This window comes from Kocuria tytonicola (assembly GCF_003687455.1).
GTDB lineage: Bacteria > Actinomycetota > Actinomycetes > Actinomycetales > Micrococcaceae > Kocuria > Kocuria tytonicola.
Genome location: NZ_PHOA01000033.1, coordinates 1 through 23066, shown reverse-complemented (window position 1 = coordinate 23066; position 23066 = coordinate 1). Strand labels below are relative to the sequence as shown.

The 23066-nt window shown below is 70.1% G+C and carries 16 protein-coding genes; 11 read left to right on the top strand and 5 right to left on the bottom strand.

Annotated elements, in window-relative coordinates:
• The first annotated feature begins 145 nt into the window (after positions 1 to 145).
• From CWC38_RS05645 to CWC38_RS05625, 5 genes are all read left to right on the top strand, one after another.
• Positions 146 to 2539 (top strand): dephospho-CoA kinase, encoded by a 2394-nt coding sequence (locus tag CWC38_RS05645; RefSeq protein WP_240625070.1) that lies wholly within the window; start codon positions 146 to 148, stop codon positions 2537 to 2539.
• Positions 2505 to 3131, top strand: coding sequence for a dephospho-CoA kinase (coaE, locus tag CWC38_RS05640; protein WP_121845840.1), 627 nt, complete (start codon positions 2505 to 2507; stop codon positions 3129 to 3131). Before CWC38_RS05645 ends, coaE begins: the two co-directional genes overlap by 35 nt.
• A 181-nt stretch (positions 3132 to 3312) precedes the next feature.
• Positions 3313 to 5448: an excinuclease ABC subunit UvrB gene (gene uvrB / locus CWC38_RS05635; protein ID WP_121845839.1), complete on the top strand. Its 2136-nt coding sequence runs from the start codon at positions 3313 to 3315 to the stop codon at positions 5446 to 5448.
• 106 nt (positions 5449 to 5554) lie between these two features.
• Entirely contained in the window at positions 5555 to 6766 is a 1212-nt protein-coding gene (locus tag CWC38_RS05630; protein ID WP_121845838.1) for a TerC family protein, read from the top strand.
• 306 nt (positions 6767 to 7072) lie between these two features.
• Positions 7073 to 8314 (top strand): TerC family protein, encoded by a 1242-nt coding sequence (locus tag CWC38_RS05625; RefSeq protein WP_121845837.1) that lies wholly within the window; start codon positions 7073 to 7075, stop codon positions 8312 to 8314.
• A 45-nt stretch (positions 8315 to 8359) separates the two neighbouring features.
• Here CWC38_RS05625 and CWC38_RS05620 read toward each other — a convergent pair whose 3' ends face one another.
• From CWC38_RS05620 to CWC38_RS05600, 5 genes are all read right to left on the bottom strand, one after another.
• Positions 8360 to 8860 (bottom strand): hypothetical protein, encoded by a 501-nt coding sequence (locus CWC38_RS05620; protein WP_121845836.1) that lies wholly within the window; start codon positions 8858 to 8860, stop codon positions 8360 to 8362.
• Positions 8857 to 9546, bottom strand: a complete 690-nt coding sequence (locus CWC38_RS05615) for a transcriptional regulator (protein ID WP_121845835.1) — start codon at positions 9544 to 9546, stop codon at positions 8857 to 8859. Before CWC38_RS05615 ends, CWC38_RS05620 begins: the two co-directional genes overlap by 4 nt.
• 79 nt (positions 9547 to 9625) lie before the next feature.
• Positions 9626 to 12238, bottom strand: a complete 2613-nt coding sequence (locus CWC38_RS05610; protein ID WP_121845834.1) for a DEAD/DEAH box helicase — start codon at positions 12236 to 12238, stop codon at positions 9626 to 9628.
• 44 nt (positions 12239 to 12282) lie between these two features.
• Positions 12283 to 13287 (bottom strand): bile acid:sodium symporter family protein, encoded by a 1005-nt coding sequence (locus tag CWC38_RS05605; RefSeq protein ID WP_121845833.1) that lies wholly within the window; start codon positions 13285 to 13287, stop codon positions 12283 to 12285.
• Positions 13284 to 13940 (bottom strand): MBL fold metallo-hydrolase, encoded by a 657-nt coding sequence (locus CWC38_RS05600; protein ID WP_121845832.1) that lies wholly within the window; start codon positions 13938 to 13940, stop codon positions 13284 to 13286. Before CWC38_RS05600 ends, CWC38_RS05605 begins: the two co-directional genes overlap by 4 nt.
• A 171-nt stretch (positions 13941 to 14111) precedes the next feature.
• Between CWC38_RS05600 and CWC38_RS05595 the strand changes: the two genes are divergently transcribed.
• From CWC38_RS05595 to uvrC, 6 genes are all read left to right on the top strand, one after another.
• Entirely contained in the window at positions 14112 to 14696 is a 585-nt protein-coding gene (locus tag CWC38_RS05595; RefSeq protein WP_121845831.1) for a MarR family winged helix-turn-helix transcriptional regulator, read from the top strand.
• Entirely contained in the window at positions 14693 to 16513 is a 1821-nt protein-coding gene (locus CWC38_RS05590) for an MDR family MFS transporter (protein ID WP_121845830.1), read from the top strand. The genes CWC38_RS05595 and CWC38_RS05590 overlap by 4 nt, the downstream gene beginning before the upstream one ends.
• A gap of 106 nt (positions 16514 to 16619) precedes the next feature.
• Entirely contained in the window at positions 16620 to 19601 is a 2982-nt protein-coding gene (gene uvrA, locus CWC38_RS05585) for an excinuclease ABC subunit UvrA (RefSeq protein WP_121845829.1), read from the top strand.
• Positions 19601 to 20287 (top strand): HAD hydrolase-like protein, encoded by a 687-nt coding sequence (locus CWC38_RS05580; protein WP_121845828.1) that lies wholly within the window; start codon positions 19601 to 19603, stop codon positions 20285 to 20287. The genes uvrA and CWC38_RS05580 overlap by 1 nt, the downstream gene beginning before the upstream one ends.
• 12 nt (positions 20288 to 20299) lie before the next feature.
• A complete protein-coding gene (locus CWC38_RS05575) occupies positions 20300 to 20989 on the top strand; it encodes a lysophospholipid acyltransferase family protein (protein ID WP_121845827.1) in 690 nt (229 codons plus the stop codon).
• Positions 20982 to 23048 (top strand): excinuclease ABC subunit UvrC, encoded by a 2067-nt coding sequence (uvrC, locus tag CWC38_RS05570; RefSeq protein ID WP_121845826.1) that lies wholly within the window; start codon positions 20982 to 20984, stop codon positions 23046 to 23048. Before CWC38_RS05575 ends, uvrC begins: the two co-directional genes overlap by 8 nt.
• Positions 23049 to 23066 lie beyond the last annotated feature (18 nt).

The following is a 23066-nucleotide window of genomic DNA, read 5'->3' as shown; positions in this document are numbered from 1 at the left end:
TCGTGGGGCACCCGACCAGTCTAGGAATGCGGCTGCGCGCCGCCCGCCGCGCCACCCGCGGGAGACGAACTCACGGGCCGGTACAGTGAGTGCGGCCGCCGTGGCGGCCCACCCCACCCATTCTCCAGCCGAAGGCATTGTTTCCGTGCTCAATCGTCTCCACGACCGTCTCGGGTTACGCACCACACCCTCCATCTTCTTCCTCTCGGCGGCCCTGGTGGTCGTGTTCACCGTGGCCATGGGTCTGTTCCCCGGTCCCGTGCAGGGTGCCTTCGGTGCCGTGGCCCACGTTCTGCGGTACGAGACCGGCTGGTTCTACACCTTCAGCGTGACGGCGCTCGTGGTCTTCGCGCTGGGTCTCGCGGTGAGCCGCTACGGCCGCGTCAAGATCGGCGACGACGACTCCCTGCCCGCGTACTCCGGCCTCACCTGGTTCGGCATGCTGTTCGCGGCAGGGGTGGGGGCCATCCTGATGTTCTGGGGTGTGGCCGAACCGATCACCCACTACGCGAACCCGCCCATGTACGGCACGGAGGCGGGCTCCGACCGGGCGGCCGTGGAGGCGCTGAACATCGCCAACTTCCACTTCGGGCTGCACATGTGGACGATCCTCGCGGTGCCGGGGCTCGCGTTCGGCTACTTCACGTACAAGCGCAAGCTGCCTCCGCGGGTGTCCTCCGCGTTCCACCCGCTGCTGGGGGACGGCATCCACGGGCCGTGGGGCAAGGCCATCGACATCCTGGCGATCGTCGCCACGGTGTTCGGACTCGCGGTCTCCGTGGGCATGGGCTCCCTGCAGATCAACAGCGGCCTCACCTACGTGTACGGGGTCCCCGTGTCGGGCTGGGTGCAGGCGGGCATCATTGCGGTCATCACCGCCGTGGGTCTCGCCTCCGTGGTCGCAGGCATGGAGAAGGGCGTCAAGCGGCTGTCCTACGCCAACATCGTGCTCGCGGTGGCCCTGATGCTGTTCGTGCTCATGGCGGGTGCCTCCATGTCCACCATGCGCGCGATCGTGGAGTCCGTGGGCAGCTACGTCAACCAGCTGCCCACGCTCGCGTTCTTCAACGACACCCACGGCAACGGCGAGTGGTCCGGGGACTGGACCGTCTTCTACTGGGCGTGGACCGTGACGTGGGCGCCCTTCGTGGGCATGTTCGTGGCCAAGATCTCGCGGGGCCGGACCATCCGCCAGTTCGTGGTGGGCGTGCTGGCCGTCCCCTCGGCCTTCGTGGCCGTGTGGATGGCGATCTACGGCTACAACGCGATCCGCATCGACCGGGCCCCCGAGACCCGGGGCAGCCTCACGGACACGATCGTGACCCAGGGCAACCCCGAGGCCGCGCTGTTCCAGTTCCTCGGCTCCATGCCCTGGTTCGCCGTCACCGCCCTGGTGGCCCTGGTGGTCATCACCATCTTCTTCATCACCTCGATCGACTCCGGTGCCCTGGTCATGGACGCGATGGCCAACGGGCACGAGGACGAGGCACCCCGGCGGCAGCGGGTCTTCTGGACCCTGGCCGTGGGTGCGGTGTGCGCGGCGATCCTGCTGACCGCGGGCGAGAACGGGCTCGACGCGCTGCAGGAGGTCATCATCGTGATCGGCGCGCCCGTGATGCTGCTGGAGGTGCTGCAGGCGGTCATGCTGCTGCAGGCGCTGCGGCAGGACGCGGGCACGGCCCGCCCCATGCGCACCCGGCAGTGGAAGAAGGTGCTTCCCGCGGAGGAGTACCACCGGCGCGCGCAGGAGGACACAGCGGCGGTCTCCGAGTTCGTGATCCGCCCCGAGTACGAGGTGGGCACCGAGCCCGAGAACGACACCCACCAACCGCGCACGTGGCACTGGCAGCGCGAGCAGGAGGGCCGCCCGGTGTACCAGCTGGCACTGACGGGTGGCGCCTCCTCGGGCAAGCGCACCGCGGCGCACGCCTTCGAGGAGCTCGGCGCCGTGATGCTGGACAGTGTGCAGATGTGGCACGAGCTGCTGGAGCCAGGGACCGCCACGCGTGAGGAGGTGGACCGCATCTTCGGCGAGCAGCTGGGAACGGGCCCGGCGGCACCGGCGGCCGACGTCTCGGACGCGCTCGACGAGCTCATGCCCCGCAACGAGACGGTGCGCACCCGCGCCCACGAGCTGCTGATGCCGCACATGCGGGAGACGGCGCGGCGCCGTGCCCGGGAGGCCGGACCCGATGCCGTGATGGTCCAGGTGCTCCGCGACCCGCTCGAGACGGAGCAGCACGACCGCTTCGACCTCGTGGTGGCCGTGGCCGCGCCCGCGGAGGAGCGCGTCCAGCGGCTGCGCGAGGACGAGGGCGTGCCCGCGGACGTCGCGTGGGACATCGTGGACCGGGCGCCGTCCGAGGACGAGACCAGGGACATCGCGGACCGGGTGATCGTCAACGACGGGGACGTCGCGCAGGTGCGCGAGCAGGTCCGCGCCATCTGGGAGGATGAGGTCCTGCCCGTCCTGCAGGAGGACGATCCCACGGAAGGCCAGGAGCATGACGGAACCGTTCACGCGCGCGGGACGAACTGACGTCCTGAAGGTCGGTCTCACGGGCGGCATCGCCTCCGGCAAGTCCACGGTCTCCCGGTGCCTCGCACGCCTCGGCGCCGTGGTGGTGGACGCCGATGCCCTTGCCCGCGAGCTGCAGGAGCCGGGGGCCCCGGGGCTGGCCGCCATCGTGGCGCACTTCGGCGAGCAGGTCCTGGACCGGGGCACGGGGCGGCTGGACCGCGCCGCCCTCGCCGCGCTCGTGTTCGCCGACCGGGAGGAGCTCGCCGCGCTCAACGGCATCATGCACCCGCTGGTGCGTGCCGAGGCCGCCCGGCTCGCGGCCACGGTGCCACCCGGGGGAGTGCTCGTGCAGGACATCCCGCTGCTCGTGGAGACCGGTCAGCACACGGACATGGACCGCGTGCTGGTGGTCGAGGCCCCCGAGGCCGAGCGCGTGCGCCGCATGGTCGCGGACCGCGGCATGGACCCCGACGACGCGCGACGCCGCATTGCCGCCCAGGCCTCGGACGCCCAGCGCCGTGCCGTGGCCACCACCGTCTTCGACAACTCGGCAACGCGCCAGGACCTCGAACGCCAGGTGCGGCAGTGGTGGGAGGCCGAGACGGCCTGACCGCCAGTCGGCGGCCGCGGCGGATCCACGGCGCGGGACTCCTCGGGCACTGCCGGACCCGGGGACGGAACAGCTCGTCACGGGGCACGTCCCGGGGCCGTTTCCGCACGCGGACGACGCGGCACCCAGAGGGCCGTGCGGCGTCGTCGTGCGTGTCGGAGGGCCCGCGTAGCCTGGTGGCATGTCGCTCGCGCAGAAGATCAACCGTGTGGTCGCCCCGTTCGAGGTCGTGTCCGAGTTCCAGCCCGCCGGGGACCAGCCCAGGGCCATCGCGGAGCTCTCGGAGCGCATCCAGGGCGGCGAGAAGGACGTGGTGCTCATGGGCGCCACGGGCACCGGCAAGTCCGCCACCGCGGCGTGGCTGATCGAGGCCGTGCAGCGGCCCACTCTGCTGCTCGTGCAGAACAAGACGCTCGCCGCGCAGCTGGCCAACGAGCTGCGGGAGCTGCTGCCCAACAACGCGGTGGAGTACTTCGTCTCCTACTACGACTACTACCAGCCCGAGGCGTACGTGCCGCAGACGGACACCTTCATCGAGAAGGACTCCTCCATCAACGAGGAGGTGGAGCGGCTGCGCCACTCCGCCACCAACGCGCTGCTGACCCGCCGGGACACCGTGGTGGTCTCCACGGTCTCGTGCATCTACGGCCTGGGCACACCGGAGGAGTACGTCAAGCAGATGGTCACCCTGGCCGTGGGCCAGGAGATGGACCGGGACGCCCTGCTGCGCCAGTTCGTGAACATGCAGTACGTGCGCAACGACGTCGACTTCCACCGTGGCACATTCCGCGTGCGCGGGGACACCGTGGAGATCATCCCCATGTACGAGGAGATGGCGCTGCGCATCGAGTTCTTCGGGGACGAGATCGAGGCCATCTACACCCTGCACCCGCTCACCGGGGAGATCGTCAACGAGGAGCAGGAGATGTACGTGTTCCCCGCCTCCCACTACGTGGCCGGCGCGGAGCGGATGGCCATGGCCATCGAGTCCATCCAGGACGAGCTGCGGGAGCGGCTGCAGGAGCTGGAGTCCCAGAACAAGCTCGTGGAGGCCCAGCGGCTGCGCATGCGCACCACGTACGACCTCGAGATGATGGAGCAGATGGGCTACTGCAACGGCATCGAGAACTACTCGCTGCACATCGACGGCCGCCCGCGCGGGTCCGCCCCGCACTGCCTGCTGGACTACTTCCCGGACGACTTCCTGCTCATCATCGACGAGTCCCACGTGACCGTGCCGCAGATCGGCGGCATGTACGAGGGGGACATGTCCCGCAAGCGCACCCTGGTGGACCACGGTTTCCGGCTGCCCTCCGCCATGGACAACCGGCCCCTGAAGTGGGGCGAGTTCCTGGAGCGGATCGGGCAGACCATGTACATGTCCGCCACCCCGGGTCCGTACGAGATGTCCAAGGTGGACTCCGTGGTGGAGCAGATCATCCGACCCACCGGCCTGGTGGACCCGCAGGTGGTCGTGAAGCCCACCAAGGGTCAGATCGACGACCTCCTGGAGCAGATCGAGCTGCGCGTGGAGCGGGACGAGCGTGTGCTCGTGACCACTCTGACCAAGCGCATGGCCGAGGACCTCACCGAGTACCTCATGGAGCACGGGGTCAAGGTGCAGTACCTGCACTCGGACGTGGACACCCTGCGCCGTGTGGAGCTGCTGCGCGAGCTGCGGATGGGCACGTTCGACGTCCTCGTGGGCATCAACCTGCTGCGCGAGGGCCTGGACCTGCCCGAGGTGTCCCTGGTGGCCATCCTGGACGCGGACAAGGAGGGCTTCCTGCGCTCCACCACGTCCCTGATCCAGACCATCGGCCGCGCGGCCCGCAACGTCTCCGGCGAGGTCCACATGTACGCGGACAAGATCACCCGCTCCATGGACGTGGCCATCGAGGAGACCAACCGGCGCCGCGAGATCCAGGTGGCGTACAACACGGAGCACGGGATCGACCCGCAGCCGCTGCGCAAGAAGATCGCGGACATCACCGATCAGCTGGCCCGCGAGGACGAGGACACCCAGGCCCTGCTCGCCCAGCGGGCCGCGGCCAACAACCACACGGCACCGGTCAAGGGTGCGAAGGGCAAGGGGACGCAGAAGGGCGGCGACGCCGCTGCGGCGGAGTCCAAGCTGCTGCGCGACGGCGTGGCGGCGGCACCCGCGGAGGACCTCGTGCAGCTCATCGGGGAGCTCAGCGAGCAGATGCGCAACGCCGCGGCGGAGCTGAAGTTCGAGCTCGCCGGGCGCCTGCGGGACGAGATCGCGGACCTCAAGAAGGAGCTGCGCCGCATGAAGGAGGCGGGCCACGCGTGACCGGGCCCACGGCCCGGGTGCCAAGGGCGCCGCTCGGGTAAACTGGCGCTCCTGTACGGCCCGGTCCCGGGTTGTTCCCTGTCACTCTCACGCCTAAGGGGTACCCGTGGAAATATCCGGACTGCAATGGGGCATCACCATCGCGGTGATCGTGGGCCTGCTGGCCTACGACTTCATCTTCCACGCCCGCAAGCCCCACGAGCCCACCGTGAAGGAAGCGGCCACGTGGACGAGCCTGTACGTCTCCCTGGCACTGCTGTTCGGGCTCATCGTGCTGTTCTGGGACGGACCGGCCTTCGCGGCGGAGTACTACGCCGGGTTCGTCACGGAGCAGGCGCTGTCCGTGGACAACCTGTTCGTGTTCCTCATCATCATGGCGTCCTTCAAGGTCCCGCGCGCTGACCAGCAGAAGGTGCTGCTGTTCGGCATCGTGGTGGCGCTGATCGCCCGCACGCTGTTCATCTTCGTGGGCGCGGCCGCCATCAACCGGTGGGCCGCCCTGTTCTACGTCTTCGGGCTCTTCCTCATCTACACGGCCGGGAACCTGGTCAAGGGCGAGATCACCGACAAGGACGAGGACGACGAGGCCAACAACATCATGGTGCGCCTGGCCAAGCGCTTCCTCAAGACCACGGACGAGTACGACGGCGACAAGCTGTTCACGGAGGTGGACGGCAAACGCGTGATGACCCCCATGCTGCTGGTCATGGTGGCCATCGGGCTGACGGACATCATGTTCGCCCTGGACTCCATCCCCGCGATCTTCGGACTCACGCAGGAGACGTACATCGTCTTCACCGCCACGGCGTTCTCCCTCATGGGTCTGCGCCAGCTCTACTTCCTGATCGACGGGCTGCTGGACCGTCTCATCTACCTCTCCTGGGGACTCGCGATCATCCTGGGCTTCATCGGCGTCAAGCTCATCCTCCACGCACTGCACGAGAACACCCTGCCGTTCATCAACGACGGTCAACCCGTGCACGTGGTGGAGGTGACCACCGGGTTCTCCCTCGCGGTCATCATCGGTGTCCTGGTGCTCACGGTCGTGGCGTCCCTCTACAGCCCCAAGGGCCGCGCCGTGCGCATCATCAACGGTGCGCGGGACTGGTCCGAGCGCTACCTCAGCCTCCCGGAGTCCGCCCCCGTGGAGGAGCGGACCAAGGCCGCGGAGAAGATGAAGAAGTACCGGGACCAGCTGCCGGGCGTGAAGGCCAAGTACAAGGACGAGCTCATCGAGTCCGAGGCCCGCTACCACGACCTGCTCGAGCGCGCCCACGGGCTGCGGGAGAAGCGCGTCGCGGAGGCGGAGAACAACTGACCATCCGCCGGGGAGCGGGCCCCACCGGTCGAGGACCGGTGGGGCCCGCGGCGTCCGGCACGGCGTTCCGGCGCCGCATCCCGCGAGGCCACGATCACCTCGGCGGGGTCTGGGCACAGGGGGTGCGCCACCGGTATAGTGGGTGACGATCAGGGGAGTATCCCGCCTCCCCGTGCACGTCAGTACGTCCGGCGCCACCGCCGGGCCGGGCACGGGCCACGACCACCGGAAGACCCGCCACGAGGCGCAGGATCCCGGACGTGGGGGAGAGACTTGTGCGGTTCCACCCACCCACAAGGAGTCCCCGTGGAGATCACCACGTTGCAATGGGGCGTCACGATCGCCTTCATCCTCGGCCTGCTGGCCTACGACTTCATCTTCCACGCCCGCAAGCCCCACGAGCCCACCATCAGGGAAGCTGCGGTGTGGTCCGCGGTGTACGTGGGCATCGCCCTCGCGTTCGGCCTCGTGGTCCTGTGGCTGGACGGCACCACCCTGATGGCCGAGTACTACGGCGGGTACATCACGGAGAAGGCGCTGTCCGTGGACAACCTGTTCGTGTTCCTCATCATCATGGGCTCCTTCGCGGTGCCGCGCGCGGACCAGCAGAAGGTGCTGCTGTTCGGCATCGTCTTCGCGCTCGTGGCCCGCACGGTGTTCATCTTCGTGGGTGCCGCGGCCATCAACGCGTTCGCGTGGGTCTTCTACCTGTTCGGGCTGATCCTGATCTTCACGGCCGGCAACCTCATCAAGGGGGAGATGACGGAGAACGCGTCCCACGAGGCGGACAACGTGGTGGTGCGCCTGGCCCGGAAGGTCGTCCACACCACGGACCACTACGACGGCGACAAGCTGTTCACGGTCCACCACGGCAAGCGCGCGCTGACCCCCATGCTGCTCGTGATGATCGCGATCGGCGGCACGGACATCCTCTTCGCGCTGGACTCGATCCCGGCGATCTTCGGGCTGACCCAGGAGCCGTACATCGTCTTCACGGCCACGGCGTTCTCGCTCATGGGGCTGCGGCAGCTCTACTTCCTGATCGACGGCCTGCTGGACCGCCTCATCTACCTCTCGTGGGGACTGTCGGTGATCCTCGCCTTCATCGGCGTGAAGCTCATCCTGCACGCACTGCACGAGAACACGCTGCCGTTCATCAACAACGGTGAGCACGTGGCCGTGGTGGAGATCGGCATCGGCACGTCCCTCACCGTGATCGTGGGCGTCCTCGTGGTCACCGTGCTCGCGTCCCTGTTCAGCCCGAAGGGCCGCGCGCTGCGCACGATCCAGAAGACGCAGGACCTCACGGAGCGCTACCTGGCCCTGCCGGCAGACGCTCCCGCGGAGCGGCGCCACGAGATCGCGGACCGGCTCAAGGACCTCCAGGAGCACTTCCCGAGGATCTCGGAGAAGCACAAGGAGGAGCTCATCGGGTCTCGCACCCGGTTCCGCCACATGCTGGAGACCGCACGGGGCCAGCACCGGGAGTTCGAGGAGACGGGCCGGGTGGTGACGCCCTCTCCGGAGGTCCCGGGTGGGGCCCGGTAGGAGAGGGCGGACGACGCCGCCCGGCCGGGGACGCGGGCCCGCCGGCTACCCGGCGAACGGCCCGGGCGGCGTCGTGCACCACAGCGCGGCGCCCGCGAACAGCGCGGCCCACAGCAGGGACACCAGGGTGCCGATGATGAACTGCTCGCGCTGGCGGGCGTTGGTGAACTCGCCGTAGCGCGCGAGACCCTTGACGGCCACGACCACTCCGATGCCCGCCACCATGCCGGTCAGCAGGGAGACGATGGCGGCGGCGCGCTCCAGCGCCCCGATCACGAGGCCGCCGCGCAGGGGCGGGTCCACGGGCTCGGCCGTGGCCTCGGACTCCGTCCAGGGGCTCGTGGCCGGCTGCGGCCGCTCGTGGGAGACGTCCGCGAACGAGAACACGGCGCGCACCACGGGGTCACCGGACAGTGATCCGGCCACGAGCAGCGCCGGGTAGGCCCACTCCCGGGGCACGGTGCCCGAGACCCAGGTGAGCACCGCGGTCACGAGCACGAGCGCGGCGGGCAGCACCACCGTGGCGAGGGGTCGGAGAAGGGTCACGGCGTCTGCCTCCCGGTGGCGTGGCGGGCGGGAGTCCGCGCGGACTGCGTGGCTCCCTGGTGTGGAGCGCGTGGCGCGTCCGCGGCGGCCCGATCCGGTTCGTGGCCGTCCGCGAGCTGCAGGAGGGCACGGATGCTGTCGCGGGCCTCGCGCTCCTCGTGCCACAGGGCCGCACTCAGTCGGCGGGAGACCGAGGACTGCCCGATGTTGAGCCGCGCGGCCACGGCGTGCTGGGTGAGCCCGGACTCCGCCAGCGCGGCGGCCTCGTGCCCGGCGGGGGAGCGGCGTCCGCGCACGGCGCAGACCAGACCCAGCACGGCCCCGGCCTGCTCGGCCCACTCGTTGCCCCGCACGGCGGGGGTGTCCTGCTCCTTGGCCGCGTTCACGGCCTCCCGCGCCGCCACGAAGGCGGGGCCCGTGGACTCCCGCACGGTTCCGGCCAGCGGCTCGTCCACGGCACCCACGCCCAGTCCCACGTGCCACTGCTCCGTGGCGGTGAGGGCCAGGACGGCGGCGAGGGCGGCGGCGGCGTCGTCGTACAGGGCCTGGAGCTCGTCCCCGGCGTTGACGTCCCAGTCGAGCACCGGGTGGGGGAGGTCGCGCTGCAGCCGGTCACGCTCGGCACGCATGTCCAGACCGTCACGGTCCCGGCGGGACGCGCGGCGGTCGATGGTCAGGACGAACATCCCTGTCCTCCTCCGATATGCGCTTTGAAGCGCATCATATCCAACTATGCGTATCTGGACGCATTACTGTGTGGCCGGTTCAGCGCCCGGTGTCCGTGACCGGCCCCACGTTGTCCACGAGCACGGCGGGGAAGCCGTCCTCGTCCGAGGCCGCGAGGTCGATCCGGGCGTTGATGCCCCAGTCGTGGTGGCCGTCGGGGTCGTCGAAGACCTGCACCACGGTCCAGAACCCGGCCAGGCCCTCGGGGTCCTCGGTGATCCGGATCAGGGAGGGGCCGCGGGACTGGGCGTCGGTGTAGATGTCCTCGTGCTCGTCGAAGTACGCGTCCATCGCGTCCGCCCAGCGGTCGCGGTCCCACCCGGTCTTCTCGTCCAGGGCGCCCAGCACCTTGTCCTTCTCCTGGGCGAAGAGCTCCACCCGCTGGAACAGGGCGTTGCGCACCATCACCCGGAAGGCCCGGCGGTTGGCGGTGACGCCCTCGGGCTGCTCCGCCACGAGCTCCTCGAGGGAGTCCGCGCCGGTTTCCATGGGGGACTCCTCGCCGGACGCGAGCTTCTCCCACTCGTCCAGCAGGGAGTTGTCCGTCTGCCGGATGGACTCCCCGAGCCACTCCACGAGGTCCGTGAGCGCCTCGGTGGTGGCATCCACCGGCACGGTCTGGCGCAGGGCCTTGTACGCGTCCGAGAGGTAGCGCAGCAGAATCCCCTCCGAGCGGGCCAGGCCGTAGAACTGCACGTAGTCCCCGAACGTCATGGCGCGCTCGTACATGTCCCGCACGACCGACTTGGGGGACAGCTCGAACTGCGAGACCCACGGCGAGGAGCCGCGGTAGGTCTCGAAGGCCTGGTCCAGCAGCTCCTTGAGGGGCTGCGGATAGCTGATCTCGTCGAGCTCGCGCATCCGCTCCATGTACTCGAGGCCCTCGGCCTTCATGGTGGCCAGCGCCTCGCCCTTGACCTTCTTCTCCTGCAGGTTCAGCACCTGCCGGGGCTTCTCCAGGGTGGCCTCGATCACGGAGACCACGTCCAGCGCGTAGGTCTCGGACTCCGGGTCCAGCAGCCCCAGGGACGCCAGGGCAAAGGGGGACAGCGGTTGGTTCAGCGCGAAGTTCTCCTGCAGCTCCACGGTGAGCCGGTAGCGGCGTCCGGTCTCGTCCGGCTCGGGAAGCCGCACCACCACACCGGCGCGCAGCAGCTCCTTGAGGATGGCCAGTGCGTGGCGCACGAGGGCCCGCTGCTTGGCGCGGGGCTCGTCCACGGCGGTGAGCAGCCGGTAGCCCGCCGCCAGGTTGTCCCCGGGGCGCTGCAGCATGTTGAGCACCATGGAGTGGGTGATGCCGAACGAGGACGTGAGCTGCTCGGGCTGGGCGGCCACGAGACCGTCGAACGTCTTGCGGCTCCAGGAGACGAAGCCCTCCGGTGCCTTCTTCCGGGGCACCTGGCGCAGCTTCTTCTGGTCGTCCCCGTGCTTGGCGCGGGCCTTGGCCAGGGCGCGCTCGTTCTCGATCACGTGCTCGGGGGCCTGGACCACCACGGTGCCCGCGGTGTCGTAGCCCGCGCGTCCGGCGCGGCCCGCGATCTGGTGGAACTCGCGTGCGCTCAGGCGGCGGGTGCGGCGACCGTCGTACTTGGAGAGTGCCGTGAGCAGCACGGTGCGGATGGGGACGTTGATGCCCACGCCCAGGGTGTCCGTGCCGCAGATGACCTTGAGCAGACCGGTCTGGGCCAGCTGCTCGACGAGCCGACGGTACTTGGGCAGCATGCCCGCGTGGTGCACGCCGATCCCGTGGCGCACGAGCCGGTTCAGGGTCTTGCCGAAGCCCGCCGAGAACCGGAAGTCCTTGATGAGCTCCGCGACCCGCTGCTTCTCCTCCTTGCTCAGCACGTCCACGGACATCAGGTTCTGCGCCTGCTCCGCGGCCGCCAACTGGGAGAAGTGCACCACGTAGACGGGGGCCTGGTGGGTGGTGAGCAGCTCCTCGAGCTCCTCGTGGATGGGGCGTTCGGAGTAGTAGTGGTGCAGGGGAATGGGCCGCTCCACCGAGCAGACCAGGGACGTGGTGCGCCCCGTGGTCTCCTCGAGCCGGTGCTCGATCCGGGTGGTGTCCCCCAGAGTGGCGCTCATGAGCAGGAACTGGCCCTGCGGCAGCTCGATGAGCGGCACCTGCCACGCCCACCCGCGCTGCGGGTCCGCGTAGAAGTGGAACTCGTCCATGACCACCACGCCGAGGTCCGCGTCCGGGCCCTCCCGCAGGGCCACGTTCGCGAGGATCTCCGCCGTGCAGCACACGATGGGCGCCTCGGCGTTCACTGCAGAGTCCCCGGTGACCATGCCCACGTTCTCCGCCCCGAAGATCTCGCACAGGTCGAAGAACTTCTCGGACACGAGTGCCTTGATGGGCGCGGTGTAGTACGAGCGCTGCCCCCGCGCGAGCGCCGCGAAGTGCGCCGCTACGGCCACCGTGGACTTCCCGGAGCCGGTGGGCGTTGCGAGGATCACGTTGGAGCCGTTGGCCACCTCCAGCACGGCCTCGTCCTGCGCGGGGTACAGCTCCATGTCCCGCGAGGCGATCCAGCCGAGGAACCCCTCGTAGATCTCGTCCTCGCTCAGCGGGTTGGAGGCGAAGTCCCCCCGCAGATACTGGTGACCGGGGGCGGAGAGGTCTGGGGCGAGGGAGTCGAGGAGTTTCATCCCGGTCAGCCTAGCGGCCGGCGGGGACACCCACACGGGACCCGTCAGTCCACGACGACGCCGCGCCCGGCCTTCGCGTCCGCGCGGCGGCACAGCAGCGCGAACACCGCTCCGGAGAGGTTGTGCCACACGGAGAACACGGCTCCGGGCAGGGCCGCCAGGGGCGACATGTACTGCGCGGCCAGCCCGGCGGCGAGCCCCGAGTTCTGCATCCCCACTTCGATGGCGGTGGTGCGCCGCACGGGCGCGGGCTGAGCGGTCAGGCGGCCCACGAGCCACCCCAGGGTCATGCCCAGGGCGTTGTGCACCGCCACGGCCACCAGCACGAGCAGGCCGGCCTGCAGGATCTTGTCCGCGGAGCCCGAGACCACGATGGCCACGATCACGGCGATGGTGAGGACCGACAGCCACGGGAGCACCGGCAGCAGGCGCGTCACCACGCGCGGCAGCGCCAGGCGCACCACGAGGCCGAGCAGGACGGGCAGCAGCACCACCAGGGCAATGGACTTCGCCATGGAACCGCCGTTGAGCGGCATGTACGCGCCGGCCAACCACAGGGTGAGCACCGGAGTGAGCAGCGGCGCCAGGAGCGTGGAGATGGACGTCATGGTCACGGACACCGCCACGTCACCGCGGGCCAGGTAGGAGACCACGTTGGAGGCCGTGCCACCGGGGGCGCAGCCCACCAGGATCACGCCGGCGGCGATCTCGGGCGGCAGCTGCAGGGCCCAGGAGACGAGCACCGCGATCCCCGGCATGAGCACGTACTGGGCCAGGACCCCCACCAGGATGGGCACGGGCCGCCGGGCCACCAGTGCGAAGTCCGCGGGGCGCAGGGTCAGTCCCATGCCGAACATCACGAGCCCCAGCAGCGGGTTCGTCCAGGGTGCGGCCTGGTGCACAGCGGGCGCGAACAGGTACCCCGCAGCACCACCGGCCAGGACGAGGAGCGGGAAGACCAGGACCGCCACGTAGGCGGCGCGGTCGGCGGAGGACCGGGCGGCAGCGGCGTCGTCGTCCCGCGGGGCGCGGGCGGGGGAGACGCTCACCAGCCGCGCTCTTCCCACTCCTGCAGGTGCGGCCGCTCGGCACCCAGCGTGGTGGGGGCACCGTGGCCCGGGTGGATCACGGTGTCGTCGTCGAAGCGGTCGAAGAGCCGCTCGGTGACGTCCTGGAAGAGCTGGCGGAAGTCCTCGGGGGAGGAGGTCTTGCCGAGCCCGCCGGGGAACAGGGAGTCCCCGGTGAAGATGTGGGCGGGGCCGTCCGGGTCCCGGTAGACCACGGCGATGGAACCGGGGGTGTGCCCGCGCAGCTCGACGATCTCCAGCTCGAGCCCGTCCAGCTCGGCGGTGTCCCCGTGGTCGAAGGTGAGGTCCATGGGAACGGCGATGTCGTTCTCGTCCGCCGCACCGCAGGCCGTCATGGCCTCGGAGTGCGTGGCCACGTTCTCCAGGGCGCGCACGTGGTCCCAGTGGGAGTGCGTGGTGACGATCAGCTGCAGGTTGCCCCAGTCCGAGCAGTCGCCGGAGCCGGCGGCCACCATGCCCGCAATGGCGCGGGCGTCGTCGGCGGCGTCGATGAGCACCTGCGTGCCCTCGGACTTGGAGGTGAGCAGGTACACGTTGTTGTCCATGTCGCTCACGGAAATCCGGCGGATGGTGATGTCGGTGAGTTCCGTGACCTCGGTCTGCGTGGCGATCATGCCCACGAGTGTAGGCCGCGAGCCCGGGCACGGGCGAACGGCGGAAGCCCCCCGGGAGGGCGTGCCCCCGCGCCCGTGGACAGCCCAGCGGTGCAGATATATAGTTGCGTGAAACAAATATCGCCGCGGGGGACGAGTGCGCCCGCCGCACGGAGGGGAGGGGGTCGCGCGGTGAGCGTGTCCCACGGCACCGCGCAGGACCTGGTGCGCAACCTGCTGGAGCTGCAGAGCGCCACGCGGCGCGTGCTCAAGGCGTCGGCCGCGCACCGGGAACTGAGCGTGGTGCAGACGACCATCCTCACGCTGCTGAGCTGCACGCCAGGGCGCCGCGCCAAGGACATCGTGGCCGAGTCCGCGCTGGGCGCCTCGGGCATGAGCCGCCACCTCGCCGTGCTGGAGCAGCTCGGGCACGTGGCCCGCACGCCGGACCCCGCGGACGGCCGGGCGCAGATCGTGCACCTCACGGCCAGCGGGCGCACCGCGCTCGAGAGCCACCTGCGCGCGGACGCCGAGAGCCTCGCGTCCCGGCTCGGAGACCTGAGCGAGGAGGACGCCGCCCGCACGAGCGACGGCCTCTCCCGGCTCACGGAGCTGTTCCTCGCATCGCTCGGGACGGCCCCCCGAACCGCCACCATCCCGGCGGTGTCCACGGGCCCCGCCGCGTCCCACGACCCCGTCGCATCCCACGACACCACCGACCCCCTGCACCCCGGTGCGTCCGGCACGGCCGGGCGCGGAGAGGAGAACACCCAGTGACAGCCCCCCGAGACACGAGGCGCGGTGGTTCCGCCACGCGCAGCCCCGAGCAGGAGCACCGCGACGTCCTGCAGGCGCTGACCGGCATCCTGGCGGCGTTCTTCATGGCCATGGTCACGCTGACCATCATCGGTACGGCACTGCCCGTGATCATGGCGGACCTCGGAGGGGACCAGACGGCGCTGTCCTGGACCGTCACGGGAACCCTGCTGGCCAACGCCGTGACCACCCCCGTGTGGGGCAAGCTCGCGGACCTCTTCGACAAGAAGAAGCTGCTGCTCATGGCCATCGCGATCTTCGTGGTCGGCTCGGGTGCGGCGGGGCTCTCCACGAGCATCGGCATGCTCGTGGTGGCCCGCGTGATCCAGGGCGTGGGGATGGGCGGTCTCATGGCCCTGGCCCAGACCATCCTGGGCACCATCATCCCGCCGCGCGAGCGCGGGCGGTACGCGGGGTACATGGGCGCGGTCATGGCCGTGGCCACGTCCGTGGGACCGCTGCTGGGCGGTCTGATCGTGGACGCCTTCGGCTGGCGCTGGTGCTTCCTCATCCCCGTTCCGCTGTCCGTGCTCGCGGCCGTGCTGATCGTGAAGACGCTCCACGTCCCTGCGGTCACCCGCGACCGGGCACCCAGGGTCGACGTCCTGGGCATGGCCCTGCTGGCCCTGGCCACCTCCGCCCTGCTGCTGTGGGTCTCCTTCGCGGGCAAGCTCTTCGACTGGGGCTCGTGGCAGGCCGTCCTGCTGCTGGCCGTCGCCGTGGTCGGCGCCGTCGCGTTCGTGGCGGTGGAGCGCCGGGCGAGCGAACCCACCATGCCCCTGCACGTGATCACCGAGCGCACCACCGTGCTCGCCATCGTCGCGGCGATCGCCACGGGCGCGGCCATGTTCGCCTCCACCACCTACCTGGGCCAGTACTTCCAGCTGGGCCAGGGCTACTCGCCCACGGAGTCCGGTCTGCTGATGCTCCCGCAGGTCGTGGGCTCGTTCCTGGGCTCGATGGTTGCCGGGCAGCTGATCTCCCGCTTCGGGCGCTGGAAGCGCGTCCTGATCGTGGGTGCGGTGGTCCTCGCGGTGGGTCTGTTCCTGGGCTCGCAGCTGACCCACACCACCCCGGCGTGGCTCGTGGGCGTCTACATCTGCCTCGTGGGTCTGGGTGTGGGCACGCTCAACCAGAACCTGGTGCTCGCCGTCCAGAACACCGTGGGGCTCAAGGACATGGGCTCGGCGTCCTCCGCGGTCGCGTTCTTCCGCACCGTGGGCGGTGCCGTGGCCGTGTCCCTCTTCGGGGCCCTGCTCACCCGCCACCTCGCCTCGGAGATGTCGCGGTTCGCCGCGGAGCACGGGACGGACCCGTCGGCCACCCCCGACGCCGCCTCGATCGACCTCGCGGGTCTGCCACCCGCCGTGCTCGAGGCCATCCGCGAGGCCTACGGCACGGGCACCGGGCTGCTGTTCCTGGTGGCGGGCTTCGCCTCGCTCGTGACCCTGCTGTGCGTGCTGCTCATGAAGGAGACGCCGCTGCGCACCACCGTGGACGTCGCGGAGGTGGACCCGGACACCGGGGAGATCACCGTGGTGACGCGGCGCGTGGACCCCGTGGAGGCCGCCGGTCTGCGCATGGAGCGCGCGGAGACGGGACAGATCCCGGTGATCGACCCGAACGCGTCCGGGCTGCGGCGCGGGCGCGGGGAGGAGCGGGGCACCCCGCGCGGCGCCCATGCGGCGTCGGACGCGGAACCCGAGGAGCTGCCCCGGGACGACGCCGCCGCCCGCGCACCCCACGCGCCCACCGGCAGGGCCCGCCACCGGGCCTGATCCGGGCCCGCCGGGAGGGCCGGTGGGCGTGTCGGGGCCGGGTACTAGAGTGGCAGCCGTGTCAGAGCGAACCCACGAAACGTCCAGCGACCGCCAGCCCACGTCCGTGCACGCGCCCGCCACGCGCGCCTCCGGGGTCTCGGACCTCACGGAGATCGTGGTGCAGGGCGCCCGCGAGCACAACCTCAAGAACGTGGACCTCACCATCCCCCGGGACTCCATGGTCGTGTTCACGGGTCTGTCCGGGTCCGGGAAGTCCTCCCTCGCGTTCGACACCATCTTCGCGGAGGGCCAGCGCCGCTACGTGGAGTCGCTGTCCTCCTACGCCCGCATGTTCCTGGGACGCGTGGACAAGCCGGACGTGGACTTCATCGAGGGCCTGTCACCGGCAGTGTCCATCGACCAGAAGTCCACCTCGCGCAACCCGCGCTCCACGGTGGGCACCATCACGGAGATCTACGACTACATGCGTCTGCTGTGGGCGCGCATCGGCCACCCCCACTGCCCCGTGTGCGGCGAGCCCATCACCAAGCAGACCCCCCAGCAGATCGTGGACCAGCTGCTCGAGCTCCCGGAGCGCACGCGCTTCATGGTCCTCGCGCCCGTGGTCAAGGGCCGCAAGGGTGAGTTCCAGGACCTCTTCCAGCAGCTGAGCCAGCAGGGCTACGCGCGCGCCGTGGTGGACGGGGAGACCGTCCAGCTCGAGGACGCCCCCAAGCTCAAGAAGCAGTACAAGCACACCATCGACGTGGTGGTGGACCGGCTCACCGCCAAGCCGGACGCCCGCCAGCGCCTCACGGACTCGGTGGAGACCGCACTGAACCTCGCGGAGGGCCGCGTGGTCATCGAGATCGTCACGCGCGAGGGCGAGGAGTCCCCGTGGCAGGACGAGCGGCGCACGTTCTCCGAGAACCTGGCGTGCCCCAACGAGCACGAGCTGCAGACCGACGAGATCGAGCCCCGCTCGTTCTCCTTCAACGCGCCGTTCGGGGCGTGCCCGAAGTGCGACGGCATCGGCTCCCGGCTCGAGGTGGACGAGGACCTTGTGGTGCCCAACCCGGACCTCTCCCTCGTGGAGGGCGCGATCGCCCCGTGGTCCCTCGGAAAGGCCACCAGCGAGTACTGGAACCGGCTGCTCGCGGGCCTCGGCAAGGAGGTGGGCTTCGACATGGTCACGCCGTGGAAGGACCTGCCCGCCAAGGCCCGCAAGGCCGTGCTGGAGGGCAAGGACTACAAGGTCACCGTGGCGTACCGCAACCGCTGGGGCCGCGAGCGCAAGTACTCGCAGGGCTTCGAGGGTGTGTACGGCTACATCAAGCGCAAGCACGAGGAGACCGAGTCCGACCACGCCAAGGACCGCTACGAGCAGTACATGCGACAGGTGGCGTGCCCCGAGTGCGGCGGTGCGCGCCTGAACCCCACCATCCTGGGGGTCACCGTGGGGGGCAAGAGCATCGCGGAGGCCACACGGCTGCCCATGCGGGAGTCGCTCACGTTCTTCGAGGAGCTCACGCTGGACTCCCGGGAGGCGAAGATCGGCGACCAGGTGCTCAAGGAGATCGTGGCGCGCCTGACGTTCCTGATCGACGTCGGGCTGGACTACCTCAACCTGGAGCGCGCCGCGGCCACGCTGTCCGGCGGCGAGGCGCAGCGCATCCGGCTGGCCACGCAGATCGGCGCGGGGCTCGTGGGTGTGCTCTACGTGCTGGACGAGCCCTCGATCGGGCTGCACCAGCGGGACAACCGCCGGCTCATCGACACCCTGCTGCGGCTGCGGGACATGGGCAACACGCTCATCGTGGTGGAGCACGACGAGGACACCATGCGCGAGGCGGACTGGATCGTGGACGTGGGCCCCGGTGCCGGCGTGCACGGCGGAAACGTGGTGCACTCCGGCACCTACGACGAGCTGCTGCAGAACCGGGAGTCCATCACCGCGGACTACCTCACGGGGCGCCGGCTCATCGAGGTGCCGCAGAAGCGGCGGCCGGTCGACAAGAAGCGGCAGCTCACGGTGGTGGGTGCACGGGAGAACAACCTGCAGAACCTCACCGTGGACTTCCCCCTGGGCGTCTTCGTGGCGGTCACGGGCGTCTCGGGCTCCGGCAAGTCCACGCTGGTCAACGACATCCTCTACACGAGCCTCGCGAACAAGCTCAACGGGGCCAAGCAGGTGCCCGGGCGGCACCGGCGGATCGACGGCCTGGAGCACCTGGACAAGGTGGTCCACGTGGACCAGAGCCCCATCGGCCGCACCCCGCGCTCCAACCCGGCCACCTACACGGGTGTGTTCGACCGCATCCGCAAGCTCTTCGCGGAAACGCAGGAGGCCAAGGTGCGCGGCTACCAGCAGGGCCGCTTCTCCTTCAACGTCAAGGGCGGGCGCTGCGAGGCGTGCTCCGGTGACGGCACCCTGAAGATCGAGATGAACTTCCTCCCGGACGTCTACGTCCCGTGCGAGGTGTGCAAGGGCGCCCGGTACAACAGGGAGACCCTGGAGGTGCACTACAAGGGCAAGAACATCGCCGAGGTCCTCGACATGCCCATCGAGGAGGCCGCGGAGTTCTTCGCGCCGTTCGCGGCGATTGCGCGCTACCTCAACACCCTGGTGGAGGTGGGCCTGGGCTACGTGCGCCTGGGCCAGCCCGCCACCACGCTCTCGGGCGGTGAGGCGCAGCGGGTGAAGCTCGCGGCGGAGCTGCAGAAGCGGGCCAACGGCCGGACCATCTACGTGCTGGACGAGCCCACCACCGGACTGCACTTCGAGGACATCCGCAAGCTGCTCATGGTGCTGCAGAGCCTCGTGGACAAGGGCAACAGCGTGATGACCATCGAGCACAACCTGGACGTGGTGAAGTCCGCGGACTGGATCGTGGACCTCGGACCCAACGGCGGCTCCGGGGGCGGCACGGTGGTCGCCCAGGGCACGCCCGAGCAGGTCGCGCAGATCGAGGAGAGCTTCACGGGCCAGTTCCTGCGGGAGGTGCTCGAGAACTCCGCGCAGCGCGAGGCCGCACACCGCTCCGGTGGAAAGGTCGGCGCCTCCAGCAGGAGGACCGCGGGGGCCGCCGCCGCGGCGGGCTCGTGATGGCGCAGCGACCCGTCGTCCTGTGGGATCTGGACGGCACCGTCCTGGACCCCGTGGGCGCCATCACCGAGGGCATGGCCGAGGCCCTCTGGACGTGCGGTTTCGAGGCGCCCGAGAACCTCGACCGCTTCGTGGGCCCGCCCATCGGCGAGTCGCTGCGGCGCTTCACGGACGTGCCCGAGGAGATGATCGCCCAGGTGGTCTCCGTCTACCGGGCGGGCTACCTCACGGAGGGGCTCGAGCGCACGCGGGTGTACCCCGGCATCCTGCCCGTACTGGAGCAGCTCAGGGATGCCGGTGTGCGGCAGGCGGTGGCCACGCAGAAGCCCGAGCACATTGCCACGGAGGTGGTGGCCCGCTTCGACCTCGCCCCGTACTTCGAGACCGTGAGCGGTGCCGCGGACGACCTCGTCCCGCCGCGCGGGGGCTGCGGGCAGGTCCACGACAAGCCCGCCATCATCGGCGAGGCGCTGCGCCGGCTCGGTGCCCTGCCCCCGGACCCCGCGCACACCGTCATGGTCGGGGACCGCAGCTACGACGCCGACGGCGCCCGCAGCCACGGTCTCGACTGCCTCGGTGTCGCGTGGGGTTTCGCGGGCCCGGGGGAGCTGGAGCAGGGGTGTGCCGCAGTCGCCGGGGAGCCCGGGGATTTGGCACACTTGCTCCGTCGGTACACGGAGCACTAGGGAGCGCGGGCAATGATCACCAAGTACGACCTCACCAAGGCCACGGTGGCGCGCGCGCTGAAGCTCACGTGCAGGCCCGTGATCACGGGCCTGGACCGGCTGCCCCAGAGCGGTCCCGTGATCATTGCCGCCAACCACCTGACCTTCCTGGACTCCGTGATCATCTCCGCATTCATGCCCCGACGCGTGAAGTTCATCGCCAAGGCCGAGTACGTGAACAGCCCGGGGATCAAGGGTCGTGTCATGCGGGAGGCCTTCGAGTTCATCGACATCATTCCCGTGGCCCGCGGCCAGCAGAGCGAGTCGGTGGCCGCCCTGCAGCCCGCCGTGGAGCACCTGCGCGAGGGCAAGGTCTTCGGCATCTACCCCGAGGGCACCCGCTCCCGGGACGGCTACCTGTACCGCGGTCACTCCGGTGTGGCGTACCTCGCCCACCTCACCGGTGCCCCCGTGGTCCCGGTGGGCATGATCGGCACGCAGCGGCTGCAGCCGCCGGGGGCCACCATGATCCGCCCGGCGAAGTTCGAGATGCACGTGGGAGAGCCCATCACGGTGGCCCGCTCGGGGGAGCGGCAGACGGGGAAGATGCGCAAGGAGCTCGTGGCGCAGGTCATGGACGCCATCGCGGCACTCTCCGGCCAGCCCCGCAAGGACGTCTACAACGTGTCCCCCTCGGCGGCGAGAGACCTCGGGCGTGGCTGATCCCGCCAGCTACAGGCCCGCACGTCAGGACATCCCCACGAACCCCGGGGTGTACCGGTTCCGGGACGAGCACGGCCGCGTCATCTACGTGGGCAAGGCCAAGAACCTGCGCAACCGGCTGTCGTCCTACTTCGCGCCGCTGCACCAGCTCTCGCCCAAGACCCGGGCCATGGTCACCACGGCTGCCGCGGTGCAGTGGACGGTGGTGGGCTCCGAGTTCGAGTCCCTGCAGCTCGAGTACACGTGGATCAAGGAGTTCGCGCCGCGGTTCAACATCGCCTACCGGGACGACAAGTCCTACCCGTACCTCGCGGTCACGATGTCCGAGGACGTCCCCCGGGCCATGGTCACCCGCGGGGAGAAGAAGCCCGGCAACCGGTACTTCGGCCCCTACTCCCAGGCCTGGGCCATCCGCGACACCCTGGACGCCCTGCTGCGGGTGTTCCCCGTGCGCACGTGCACCAAGGGCGTGTACCAGCGGGCCGAGCGCAGCGGCAGGCCGTGCCTGCTGGGCTACATCGACAAGTGCTCCGCGCCGTGCGTGGGGGAGATCTCCCAGGAGGAGCACCGTCGGCTCGCGGACGACCTCTGCCGCTTCATGGCGGGCCACGCCAGGCCGTACATCCGTGAGCTCACCCGGCAGATGAACGAGGCCGCCGAGCGCATGGACTTCGAGACCGCTGCCGCGCGCCGGGACGATGTCGGGGCGCTGGAGCGGGCCTTCGAGCGCAACACGGTGGTCCTCGCGGACACCACGGACGCGGACTTCTTCGCCATCGCGGAGGACGAGCTGGAGGCCGCCGTCCAGGTGTTCTACGTGCGCGGCGGCCGCATCCGCGGGCAGCGCGGCTGGATCACGGAGAAGGTGGAGGACGTCACCACCGCCGAGCTCATGAGCAACCTGCTGCAGCAGGTCTACGGCGAGGCGCAGACGGGGCTGGCCCCGGCGGCGTCGGGCCGCAGGAAGCCCGCGGCGCAGGGCAGCGAGGACGTGGTGGGCCAGCACCGCCGCACCTCGGAGCTCGCCTACCGCCAGGACACCATCCCGCGCACCGTGTACGTCTCCACCGAGCCGGACGAGGCGGACGAGATCCGCGGCTGGCTCAGCCAGCTGCGCGGCTCGCAGGTCACCGTGCAGCGCCCGCAGCGCGGGGACAAGGCACAGCTGCTGGAGACCGTGGCGGAGAACGCGCGGCAGGCACTCGCCCTGCACAAGTCCCGCCGTGCGGGGGACCTCACCACGCGCTCGGCCTCCCTGCAGCAGCTGCAGGAGGCCCTGGGGCTGCCGGACGCGCTGATGCGCATCGAGTGCTACGACATCTCCCACGTGCAGGGCACCAACGTGGTGGCTTCCATGGTGGTGTTCGAGGACGGCCTGCCGCGCAAGTCCGAGTACCGCAAGTTCTCGATCACCGGGGACGCCGCGCGGGACGACACCGCCTCGATGTACGACGTGATCCACCGCCGGTTCTCCCGCCACGTGGAGCAGCAGCGCCGCGCCGCGGAGAAGGGGCTCAGCACGGGCGAGGTGTCCCCGGACGCCGAGGAGCCCACCTCGCGTGCGTTCGCGTACCCGCCCAACCTCGTGATCGTGGACGGCGGACCGCCCCAGGTGGCCGCGGCGCAGCGCGCCCTGGACGACCTCGGTGTCACGGACGTGCACGTGGTGGGCCTCGCCAAGCGGCTCGAAGAGGTGTGGGTGCCCGACGACGAGTTCCCCGTGATCCTGCCCCGCGCCTCCGAGGGGCTCTTCCTGATGCAGCGCGTCCGGGACGAGGCGCACCGCTTCGCGATCACCTTCCACCGGCAGAAGCGCTCCAAGGCGATGACGGTCTCCGCGCTGGACGAGGTCCCGGGGCTCGGCCCCGCGAAGCAGAAGGCGCTGCTGAAGCACTTCGGCTCCGTGAAGAAGCTGCGCGCGGCCACGCCCGAGGAGATCCTGGAGGTCAAGGGCTTCGGTCCCGCACTGGCCGTGAAGGTGGCCGAGTCCCTGGGAGGGGAGCGGGCGGCGTCGTCCGAACCGGGGGTCGACACCGGAACGGGCGAACTCCTGGAGTGAATCTGGTCTACCCTGAAG